This window comes from Achromobacter sp., assembly GCF_036567245.1.
In the GTDB taxonomy this organism is placed as follows: domain Bacteria; phylum Pseudomonadota; class Gammaproteobacteria; order Burkholderiales; family Burkholderiaceae_B; genus Achromobacter.
Genome location: NZ_DATCUY010000723.1, coordinates 1 through 10,523, shown reverse-complemented (window position 1 = coordinate 10,523; position 10,523 = coordinate 1). Strand labels below are relative to the sequence as shown.

Annotated in this window: 11 protein-coding genes; 4 read left to right on the top strand and 7 right to left on the bottom strand. The window is 67.3% G+C overall.

Annotated elements, in window-relative coordinates; all coding sequences use genetic code 11:
- From VIR09_RS31300 to VIR09_RS31290, 3 genes are all read right to left on the bottom strand, one after another.
- A partial coding sequence (locus VIR09_RS31300; protein WP_332016407.1) for a PIG-L family deacetylase occupies positions 1-1,166 on the bottom strand: 1,166 nt, incomplete at its 3' end.
- A 139-nt stretch (positions 1,167-1,305) separates the two neighbouring features.
- Positions 1,306-2,043 (bottom strand): hypothetical protein, encoded by a 738-nt coding sequence (locus VIR09_RS31295; protein WP_332016406.1) that lies wholly within the window; start codon positions 2,041-2,043, stop codon positions 1,306-1,308.
- A gap of 62 nt (positions 2,044-2,105) precedes the next feature.
- Complete coding sequence (locus VIR09_RS31290) at positions 2,106-2,984, bottom strand: LysR substrate-binding domain-containing protein (RefSeq protein WP_332016405.1); 879 nt, start codon at positions 2,982-2,984, stop codon at positions 2,106-2,108.
- Between the two features lie 116 nt (positions 2,985-3,100).
- Here VIR09_RS31290 and trpB point away from each other — a divergent pair, with 116 nt between their 5' ends.
- Positions 3,101-4,309, top strand: a complete 1,209-nt coding sequence (gene trpB, locus VIR09_RS31285; protein WP_332016404.1) for a tryptophan synthase subunit beta — start codon at positions 3,101-3,103, stop codon at positions 4,307-4,309.
- The gene (gene trpA, locus VIR09_RS31280) at positions 4,306-5,091 is read left to right on the top strand and encodes a tryptophan synthase subunit alpha (protein ID WP_332016403.1); all 786 of its coding nucleotides are present in this window, start codon (positions 4,306-4,308) and stop codon (positions 5,089-5,091) included. Before trpB ends, trpA begins: the two co-directional genes overlap by 4 nt.
- Before the next feature lie 57 nt (positions 5,092-5,148).
- On the opposite strand, the gene VIR09_RS31275 is transcribed toward trpA, so the two are convergent.
- Positions 5,149-6,120, bottom strand: a complete 972-nt coding sequence (locus VIR09_RS31275; protein WP_332016402.1) for a tripartite tricarboxylate transporter substrate binding protein — start codon at positions 6,118-6,120, stop codon at positions 5,149-5,151.
- Positions 6,117-6,644, bottom strand: coding sequence for a GAF domain-containing protein (locus tag VIR09_RS31270; protein WP_332016401.1), 528 nt, complete (start codon positions 6,642-6,644; stop codon positions 6,117-6,119). Before VIR09_RS31270 ends, VIR09_RS31275 begins: the two co-directional genes overlap by 4 nt.
- Before the next feature lie 94 nt (positions 6,645-6,738).
- Here VIR09_RS31270 and VIR09_RS31265 point away from each other — a divergent pair, with 94 nt between their 5' ends.
- The gene (locus tag VIR09_RS31265) at positions 6,739-7,704 is read left to right on the top strand and encodes a LysR family transcriptional regulator (protein WP_332016400.1); all 966 of its coding nucleotides are present in this window, start codon (positions 6,739-6,741) and stop codon (positions 7,702-7,704) included.
- Here VIR09_RS31265 and VIR09_RS31260 read toward each other — a convergent pair.
- The gene (locus VIR09_RS31260; protein WP_332016399.1) at positions 7,697-8,887 is read right to left on the bottom strand and encodes a Xaa-Pro peptidase family protein; all 1,191 of its coding nucleotides are present in this window, start codon (positions 8,885-8,887) and stop codon (positions 7,697-7,699) included. The two genes, VIR09_RS31265 and VIR09_RS31260, sit on opposite strands and share 8 nt — an antisense overlap.
- 22 nt (positions 8,888-8,909) lie before the next feature.
- Entirely contained in the window at positions 8,910-9,893 is a 984-nt protein-coding gene (locus VIR09_RS31255; protein ID WP_332016398.1) for a tripartite tricarboxylate transporter substrate binding protein, read from the bottom strand.
- Positions 9,894-10,166: 273 nt separating this feature from the next.
- Between VIR09_RS31255 and VIR09_RS31250 the strand changes: the two genes are divergently transcribed.
- Complete coding sequence (locus VIR09_RS31250) at positions 10,167-10,508, top strand: cytochrome c (protein ID WP_332016397.1); 342 nt, start codon at positions 10,167-10,169, stop codon at positions 10,506-10,508.
- Positions 10,509-10,523: the final 15 nt, after the last annotated feature.

Sequence of the window (10,523 nt, the reverse complement as noted above, 5' to 3'; positions counted from 1 at the left end):
GCCTGCCAGCCTTGCCAGGTGCCGTCGTGGCGCTGCTTGTTCGCCCACACGCCGCCCAGCGGGTCGCGCGCCATCAGGCCGGCCGTGCCGTCGGCATGGGTGAACGAGACCAGCGGGCCGCTGGTGCGTCCGCCCAGGCTTTGCCAGCGGCGCTGGCCCGCGTCCCAGCGATTGACGGCGCCATTGGTCTCGCCGGCGGCGAACACCACCAGGCCGCCGCGCCCGTCAGGGTAGAGCTGCGGCGCGATGTCCTGGCGCGATACGTAATAGGCCCGCTGCACCCAGGCGGCGGCGGGGCCGGCGGGTTCCTTGCAGCCGGTGGGGCCGGCGCAATAGTGGTAGTCGTTCCAGGCGTAGTGCTGGAAGATCAGCGACTTGCTGGCGATTTCTGCCTGGGTCAGGTTGGTGGCGCGTTCCTGGCTGGGGTAATCGACATAGCCCATCTCGGCGTAGTTGCCCGGCACGCGCAGCATGGCCTCGCGCGCCAGCCGCGCACTGGCGATGTGGTCGGGATGCCCATGGCCGGCGCAGCGCCAGCACAGCTGCGTGTAGGGCACGACCATGGTGTCGTCGAGGTGGCGCACCGTGGTCGGCGCGTACTGGCGGATCAGGTCGGCCAGGGCGTCGATCAGCTGTTCGCGCGTATAGGACTCGGCGTAAGGGCCCAGCGTGTCGACATTCTGTCCGGGTTCGGATTCGGTGCGGCTCAGCGGCGTCAGGCTGCCCCAGCCCTTGCCCAGCCAAGGGTCCTTCAGGCGCATGTGCCACAGCTGCACGCGCGGATTGCCCTTGAGGGTGAAGCGCGCGATGCGGTGTCCGCCCGCGACGCCGACGTCTTCCTTCCATTCGTCGGGCTGGTGCGCCATATAGGCGTAGGCAGAGCGCACGCCGCGTTCGCGGCCCAGCATGTAGTTCTCGCCTTCACCGGCATCGCTGGCGGTCAGGTAGACCAGCCGCACGCAACCGCCCGCCTGGATGTTGGAGACGATGTCGGGGTTCATGAACAGCAGGTCGTCGTCCAGGTGGGCGACGAACGCCATATCCTTGATGCCGTGGCATTGCGCCAGCGTCGGCGGGGCGGCGAACGCGTGGGCGGAGAGCAGGGTGGCGACGGTACAGAGTAGCGCCCGGCCAAGGGGGCGCAGCATGGCCAACGAGACGTGCATAACGTGGCGCAGCAGAAAAGGCGCGGCGCGTAAGGGGTATTGAGGTGGGACCAGTATAGCGGCGCGCGATTGCGATAAATGGGGGCGGTACAGGCCTTGCGGTGACCCCGTTTTGGCACGGCACGGCCGGCCCGCCGCGCTAGCGGCCCGGCTTGGCTGCGGCCTTATCGCCCTGATACGGGCTGAGATCCAGCCCCGCCTGCTGGAAGCGCTGCACGACCATGGGCAGCTGTTTGTTCTGGCCTGTGCGGTCGACGGCCTGGATGGCCCGGCGGCATGTGTCGATGTCCTTCGGGCAGCCGTGGCCGGGCGCCAGCAGGCTGGCGTACACCGACATGTTGACTGCCAACTGGGACACCTGGACGGTGGTCGGCTTGCCCAGGTAAAAGTCGTCCAGCTCGCGTTTCAAGCGGACGGCTTCCTCCCTGCCGGCCAGGGCGCCGTCGCGGCAGTCCATGAAGGTGGGAGAGCCGTCGACCCACTGCATGCGGCGGCATGTCAGGGCCAAGTGCTTGGCCGGTGCAAGGCCGGCGGGCAAATGCGCCCGGACCGTTGGCGATCCAGAAGTGGTGAACGATACGATCTGTCCGTCCGAAGCCGTCTCCGCGTCGACCGGGCCCGCGATCAGCATGGTGACGTCCAGCGTTGCCGGAAAGCGCGCGGTCGGGCCGTCGGCATAGGCCTGGGACACGGCTTCGGCCGTCGCGGCGGGCAGGCCGAGCCTTGAGCCGATAAGGCTGTCGCCGCCTTGCATGTAGGTGTCGAACTCGTCGCGCAGCACCGCTTCCAGCACCGCCGCCTCGGTGGCGGAAAGACTGTAGGCAGCGCAGGCCAACGCGGGGGCCAGCAGAGCCAGCAGCGCGCAGAGCTTTTTCATGGATACGTTTCGGCGGAGTGGTTGGGCGCGCAAGAGTAACGGGTTTGCGCGCCGTGCGCGCGTCAGCCCGCGCCGGCGCTGGCCAGCAGCCAGTCGCGCAAATGCTCCTGCGCGGCATCGGCGCGCACCGCATCCTTGCGCACGCACAGGCTGAAGGCCGCGCCGCTTTCGACGAAATCCAGCGGGGCGGCGAGCCGGCCCCGGTGCAATTCGGACTCCACCAGCACCGCGGGAGCGATGGCCACGCCCAGGCCGGCGGCGGCGGCTTCCAGCATGTGGCCCAGATGGTCGAATTCGCGCCCCGGCTGCCGCGGCGTCAGCGCGATGCCCAGGCGCGCCGCCCAATCCTTCCAGGCGTCGGGCCGCGAGGAAGTGTGCAGCAGCGGCGCCTCCAGCACATCGGCCGCGTTGCGGATACGCGCGGCCAGGGCCGGGGTGCAGACCGGTCCGATGGTTTCGGCGAACAGCGGCGTGACGTCCCATTCTTGCGGCCAGGCGCGTCCGGCCAGGATCAGCGCGTCCACGCGCTGCGTGTTCAGCAAGGCCGCGTCGGCAGCGGTCTGCAGCCGGACGCGGATGTCCGGATGCAGGGCTTCGAAACGTTCAAGCCGCGGGATCAACCAGTTGGAAAGAAAGCTGGCGGGCGCGCCTAGGGCCAGTTCGGCCGGCTGTGTGCCGCGCTTGAGTTCATCGCAGCGGCGTTCCAGCAGGTCGAAGGCATCATGGGCCGCGCGTTGCAGGTCCAGGCCCGCGGTAGTGAGATGGACGCGTCCGGCGCGACGCTCGAACAAGGCGCAGCCCAGCCATTCTTCCAGCTGCCGGATCTGCTGGCTGACGGCGCTGTGGGTTACGCACAGCTCCTTCGCGGCCAGCGTGAAACTCGCTTGGCGGGCGGCGCTGTCGAAGAAGCGCAGGGCATTGAGGGAGGGCAGCCGTCTCATGTTCAGTCTGTTAGTTCAGCTAACGTGGATGGTAAACAAATCATTGATTCAAATAAGTTTTTTGTGAAGATAGCATAAGGAAAATTCCTCATCGCCCTGTAAAGAGATTCTGCCTCATGCCATCCGCCCTCCATCCGGCCGCGCCCGATAGCCGCGGCCAATTCGGCCCCTACGGCGGCCGCTACATGCCCGAAACGCTGGTCCCCGCGCTGGACGAGCTCGAACGCCAGTTCAAGGCGGCGCTGTCGGACGAGGACTTCTGGCTGACCTACCGCGGCATGCTGGCCGACTACGTGGGCCGGCCAAGCCCGCTGTTCCTCGCGCGCGGCATTTCGGAGGAATTGGGCGGCGCGCAGGTGTACCTCAAGCGCGAAGACCTCAACCACACCGGCGCGCACAAGATCAACAACTGCCTGGGGCAGATCCTGCTGGCCCGCCGCATGGGCAAGCGCCGCATCATCGCCGAGACCGGCGCGGGGCAGCATGGCGTGGCCACCGCCACGGTCTGCGCCTTGTTCGGCCTGGACTGCGTGGTCTACATGGGCGCCGAGGACATGGCGCGCCAGTCCGTCAACGTGCGCCGCATGCACATGCTGGGCGCCGAGGTGCGCGCCGTGCATGCAGGCACCGCCACGCTGAAGGACGCGATGAACGAGGCCTTGCGCGACTGGATCGCGCATCCTGCCGACACCTACTACCTGCTGGGCACGGGCGCCGGCCCGCACCCCTATCCCTGGCTGGTGCGTGAGTTCCAGAAAGTGATCGGCGAGGAGACGCGCCAGCAGATCGTGGCCAAGACCGGGCGCATGCCCGACGCCATGGTGGCTTGCGTGGGCGGCGGTTCCAACGCGATGGGCTTCTTCTATCCCTTCCTGGAACTGGCGGACGTGCGCCTGTACGGCGTCGAAGCGGGCGGGCTGGGCCTGGCCAGCGGTGCGCATGCGGCCAGCATCAGCGCCGGCCACGAGGGCGTGCTGCACGGTTGCCGCAGCTATTACCTGCAGGACGACGACGGCCAGATCGTCAATGCGCATTCGATATCGGCCGGGCTCGACTATCCGGGCGTGGGCCCCGAACACGCCTTGCTGCACGACCGCAAGCGCGTGGACTACGTGTCCGTCACGGATGCCGAGGCCGTGTCGGCCTTTCATTGGCTGACGCGCAGGGAAGGCATCCTGCCCGCGCTGGAAAGCGCGCATGCGCTGGCCTACGTGCGCCAGCTCGCACCGCGGATGGCGCGCAACGAGATCCTCGTCGTGTGCCTGAGCGGGCGCGGCGACAAGGACATGGACACGGTGACTCAATTTGGCGAGGTGGCGGCATGACACGGCTGGATCAAACCCTTGAGGCGCTGCGCCAGTCCGGACGCAGCGGCCTGGTGACCTACTTCGCGGCGGGCGACCCCGACCCCGCCGCGTGTCTGGAACTGCTGTGCGGCCTGCGCGCGGCGGGCGCCGACATGATCGAACTCGGCATGCCGTTCAGCGATCCGGTGGCGGACGGTCCCGTGCTGCAGCAGGCGAACGTGCGCGCGCTGGCCGGCGGCCAGACCTTGAAGCGCACGCTGGCGCTGATGCGCGAGTTCCGCGATACGGACGCGCGAACGCCTGTGGTGCTGATGGGGTATCTGAATCCCATCCTGCGGCATGGCGTTGATACCTTCATCCGGGACGCGGCCGCCGCGGGCGTGGACGGCCTGATCATCATCGACCTGCCGGTCGAACATGCCGATGACATCGGGCAGGAGGCGCGCGCGCACGGCCTGCATCTGATCCGCATGTCCGCGCCGACTTCCGAGGAGGCGCGGCTGGCGGGATTGCTGCGCGATGCCAGCGGCTTCGTCTATCACATCATGCTGGCCGGCACGACCGGCGCGGACCTGCCCGACGAGCGCCGCATCGCGCAGGATCTGGACCGCTTGCGTTCGCATACCCGGCTGCCGGTGGCCGCAGGCTTCGGCGTGCGCTCGCCGGACGAGGCCCGGCTCGTGGCCCGTCATGCCGATCTGGTCGTCGTCGGTTCACGGCTTGCGCAGGCGCTGGCGGAGCGGGGCGTGGCTGGCGCGCTGGACGAGGTGCGGGGGCTGGCGGCGGCGCTGCGACCGTGAACGGCAGGCTGCCTCAAAGCCATCCGACTGAAGGCACGGCGCCGTCTGTAGTCCGGTTCACTGGGCTTTCAGGTCGATGTCCCTTGCGACCTCACCCAAGCGGGTGAAGTCCGCCTGTACGCGTTCGCGGGCCTGTTGCGGCGTATTGGCGACGATCACCCAGCCCAGTTCCTTGAGCTTGCGCTCAGTGTCTGTGGTCCCGAGGCCCCGGACCAGCGCGCCGTGGAGCTTGTCTATCACCGCCTCCGGCGTGCCCTTGGGCGCCGCCAACCCGAACCAGCCAGCCGGCACCAAGCCGGTGATGCCCAGCTCCTTGGCGGTGGGGACTTTCGGATAAGCGTCGAACCGGTAGTCGCTGGTGACGAACAGCGCGGTGGTCTTGCCCGAGCTGACATACGGAATCTGCGACGCGGCGTTGTCCATCATCGAATCGATGTGGCCGCCCATCAGGTCGTTCACGGCGGGCGCGGCTCCTTTGTAGGCGACGATGTTCAGGTTCAGGCCGGCCTGCTTGGCGAAGGCAGCCTGTGTCAGATGGGCCTGCGTTCCCAGACCGGCATTGGCGGAAGTCAGCCCGGCGGGCTTCTGACGCGACAGCGTCTGGAAGGCGGCGTAGTCCTGCGCCGGGAAGTCTTTGTTGACCACGAACACGAAGGGCACTTCCACCGCGATCGAGATGTGGGCCAGATCGTTCACGGGCTGATATCGCAGCTTGTAGATGTGCGGATTGACGGCAACGGTGCCGCTGGCCGACAGCAGCAGCGTGTAGCCGTCGGGGGCTGCGCGCACTACGTGCTCGGTGGCGATGGATCCGCCCGCGCCGGGGCGGCTTTCGACGATGACGGGCTGGCCCAGCTGCTTCTGCAACGAGTCGGCGATCAGGCGAGTCAACGTATCGGAGGCGGACCCGGGGGCGTACGGATAGACAATGGTGATGGGCCTGGCCGGATAGGTGTCCGCGGCTGCGTGCGCGGCGGCGGGACCGATGCACAAGAGCAAGGCGGCGAAGTGGCTGCTTAGGCGCGTCATGATTTCCCCTCATGGTTTTGGGTGGTTCGAATAATGTCTTGCACGACGGGTATGGCCAGCGCCGAGTACCAGGCCAGTTCCGGGAACATGTCGCGCCGGTACCAGCCCGCCTGGTGCAGCAGGTTCAATGAACCCAGTGTCCGTCCGTTCCAGCGCACCGGCACGTTGACCGCGCTTTCGCAGCCCAGCGATGCGATGAGCTCATGATCGGGAAAGGCCCGCACGCAGTCCTCGCGGTCCAGGCACAGGCGCGGCTCTCCCTGTTGCACCACCGCAGCGTAGAACTCGCTGTCCTCGCGTATCGGCTTGCTGCCGCCGGCGGGGTAGGTCGCCGGCTGGGTCGAGAAATAGCGGCGGCTCAGGCCGGCCTCCCAGTCCAGGACCAGTACGGTGAACAGGCGGTACCCGATGCATTCCTGCAAGGCCTCGCCCAGCACGTTCAGGCCGCGGGCGGGTTGGCCGCTTTGCGCCAGGCTGCGCGCAAAGGCGTTCAAGGACAACAGGGACGAGGCGCTTGTTGGCATGGGCGTGTAGGGCTGATTCGAGAGGTGCCCATTTTGTGCGCGAACCCCATAGACGGCCAATGAATAAACCTGAGATATCCATTACCATTTCTGCATGATTGCGCCCCTTAACGAATTGCTCTGGACGCGCCGGCTGAAGCTGCGCCATCTGGAAGTGCTGATCGCCCTGGAAAAGGCCGGAACGGTCACTGCCGCGGCCAAGGCCATGCACATGACGCAGCCCGCGCTGTCTCACTGGCTGAGCGATATGGAGGACATGGTCGGCACACCATTGTTTGCGCGCGGCAGAACGTTGGCCTTGACCGAGGCAGGACGCGCACTGTGGCGCTACGCGACCCGTGTCTTGGGTGACACTGCGCGTACCGGCGAGGAGATCGAGGCGGTCAAGGCGGGCGTGGCCGGCCGGCTGCATATCGGTACCATCCTGTCGGCCGCGCCGGTGCTGTTGCCGCGCGCGATTGCCACGCTGCACCAGCGCGCGCCCGATGTACAGATAGAACTGGTCGAGGGCTTGCTCGAGCCCTTGATCGAACGCGTGGCGCGCCACGAGATCGATCTCATCATCGGGCCGCTGGATCTGCGCGCCAGCCGGTCCGGTTTGTGCGGGCAATGGCTGATGACGGACAGCTTCAGCCTGGTGACCCGGCGCGGCCATCCGCTGGCCGGGCTGGCCACGCCGACCTGGGCGGACACGCAGGGCTACCCATGGATTCTGCCGCCGCCCGGCGTGCTGTCGCGGGTCAGGCTGGACCAGGCACTGGTCGATGCGGGCCTGGCGCCGCCCAAGCCCGCGGTGGAAACCAGTTCGCTGGTGGCCTTGCTGTCCTTGCTGCAGGACAGGGAGTATGTCGCGACGCTGGCCAGTTCCGTGGCCCACATGTACGAGCGGCTCAATCTCATCAGCATCGCGCGGGCGCCCACGCGGTTGGAGTTCGGCCCCATAGGCATGTTGTGGGCCGCGGATTCGCCCAGCATCGTGCTGCCCTGGCTGCGCGAGATCCTGCGCGAGGAAGCGCAGAGCCTGGCGCAGGATGGGGCCCCGGGCGATCCACCTATCTGACGGTGGCGTACTCCAGCGTCTTGGGCGTGCCGGTCAGCACGCGGGGCGTATCGGCCACCACTACCGTATCGTCCAGTCGGAAGCCGCCGATGCCGTATGCATAGATGCCCGGCTCGGCGGAATACACCTCGTTCGGGAGCAGCGGCCGTTGGCAGAAGGCCATGTCTTCCGGATATTCGTGATGGATGATGCCGACGGCATGGCCGGTGCGATGGCGGATGAATCCGGCGTAGCCCGCCTTTTCGATCTCGGCCTGTGCGGCGGCGTCCATCATGCAGACGGGGTTGCCGGTGCGGGCGGCGGCGATGGCCGCTTCGTTGGCGGCCTTGGCCGCGGACCAGAGCTTGGTCTGTTCCGCGGAAGGCGTGCCGCAGAACCAGGTGCGTTCATTTTCGATGGTGAGCCCGTTCAGGCGCGGAATGACGATGTTGACCAGCACGTCGCCCTCCTTGATCCGCGCGCCGCAGGACGCGCCGTCGCCATGCGGGGATGCGGACGCCGGGCCGCTCAGGGTCCAGCAGCGGACGACCTCGAACTGTTCGCCGGGAAAGCGTTCGGCGGCTTCCTGCACGAAGAGCGCTGCCATGGCACAGTCCAGTTCCTGCACCAGTCTGCCCGGGCGGATGTTCTCGCGGTACCTGTCCTGTATCCAGTCGGAGATCGACGCGGCGGCGGCCATGACGGCGATTTCCTCGTCGTGCTTTTGCCAGCGCAGCGAGCGGCATTCCGTGGTGGCGCCGCGCAGCGTCAGGTCGGGCAGCAGACGGCTGAGCTGCGCAAGCACGGGGCTGCCGCCTTCGACCGCGATGCGCGAGCGCGCAAGCCCGGCCTGCCGCAGGCGTTCGGCCAGGACTTCCGGAAGCTGGGTGATCAGCGGCAGGCGGTCGGTGACGCGAGGGTGCTCGGCATAGTAGGTGATGTCGGTGATCCAGACTTTGCCTTGCTCCTGCGAGAAGCGCATGTGGTGCGTCGACAGCTCGTTCATGATGAGAAAGGGCGCGCCGTTGCGTGGCACCACCGCGAAGATGGGGCGCTCCCAGGGCAGGACATCGGTGTGGAAGTTGGTGGCGAACTGGAAGAAATCCGCCGAGGTGAAGACGAGGGCGTCGACGGCGAGGTCGTCCATCAGGGCTGTCATTTTTTCGTGGCGATAGCGCCAGACGACATTGCTGAGCTTGGGCATGTCTTTCCTTTCAGGGTTGAGGTCAGTCGTTGTTCAAACCGAGTTGGCGTATCAGTGGTCCCCAGGCCGCGCTGTCGCGCGCGACTGCTTCGGCGACCGCCTGCGGCGTGGAAGGCAGCGGCTCCAGCTGCAGCTCCTGCAGGCGCGCTTTGACCGCCGGGTCCTCGAAGAAGCGCCTGGTTTCGGCGTTGAGCAGATCGATGGCGGCCCTGGGCGTTCCCTTGGGCGTGACCAGCGCATACCAGCCCGGCAGCGGAAAATCTGCGATGCCCAGCTCGGTCAGCGTGGGCACGTCCGGCACGCTGGCCGCGCGGTTTGCTCCCACCACCGCCAGCGCCATGACCTTGCCCGCCTTGGCCTGCGCGGCCGCGGTGTTCAGCACGTCAGCCATCAGCTGCGTCTGGTTCGCCATGACGCTGGTCAGCCCCGCGGCGGCGCCGTTGTACGGCACGTGGGTCAGCTTGAATCCCTGTCGCTGCTCGAGCATTTCGACCACCAGATGCGTGGAATTGCCTTTGCCCGCGGAGGCGAAGTTCAGGCTCTCGGGATGGGCCTTGGCCTTTTCGACCAAGTCCTTGAACGAGCGGATGCCAGTCTGCGGACTGGCGACGAGCAGGAAGGGCGTGTTGACCAGGAGGCTGACTCCATCGAAATCCTTGGCCGGGTCGTAGGGCAGGTTCTTGTACATGTGCGGGTTGAATGCCAGGTACGAAATGCCGCTGATCAGGACGGTGTAGCCGTCGGCGGGCTGCTTGGCGACATGGCTGGAAGCCAGGATGCCGTTGGCGCCGGGGCGGTTCTCCACCACCACGGCCACGTTCAGCCGCCGCGACATATAGTCGGCCCAGAGCCGGCCGATGACGTCGGTGCCCCCGCCGGCGGCCTGCGGCACGACCAGCTTGAGCGGCTTGTTCGGATAGTCGGCGGCCACGGCGCCAAAGGCCGCCAACAGGCCGGCGGCAAACCCGGCTGCGCGCAGGCAGCGGACCAGCATGGTACGCAACATATGTATTTCCCCATGGATTCATTGGATAGGCGCCGCGATCGGGCGGCGTGCCGTGATGGCATCCGGCGGATTATGGGGAAGCGGCCTATTAGTGCCCAATGAAAAATACTGAGGGATCCATAAGCGTTATCGCATGGGCATCCGCATGCGGCGTGCGCTTGCATGCCTGGCGCAGTCGAGGACATACTTGGCGTCCCCGGCGGGAGGGCCTTGCCCTGCCCGCCGCCATTCCGATCCGCTTCAGGCGGACATCCTCGGGAGCGGTCACCCATCATGCCCGGCCTGCCGTTACGTCCTTCTGCAAGCGCGGCGCTGGCTTGCGCGCTATTGCCCGCCGCTTGGGGCAGCCCGTCCGTCGCCGCAGGAAATGACCTGCAGGCGCAGGCCTGGGCAGGCGCCTGCGTCACCTGTCATGCGCCGACGGCGCGGTCCGCAGCGGCCATTGCGCCGCTGGAGGGACGCCCCGCCGACTGGATCGCCGCGCGCATGCGCACGCTCGCGCAAGCGGCGTCCGAGGGCAGCGTCATGGGCCAGATTGCGCGGGGCTATAGCGATGCCGAGATCGTCCGCATTGCCGGCTGGTTTGCGGCCCAACCCGCGGCGGCGGCCCCATGAAGCGGCGCAGCATCC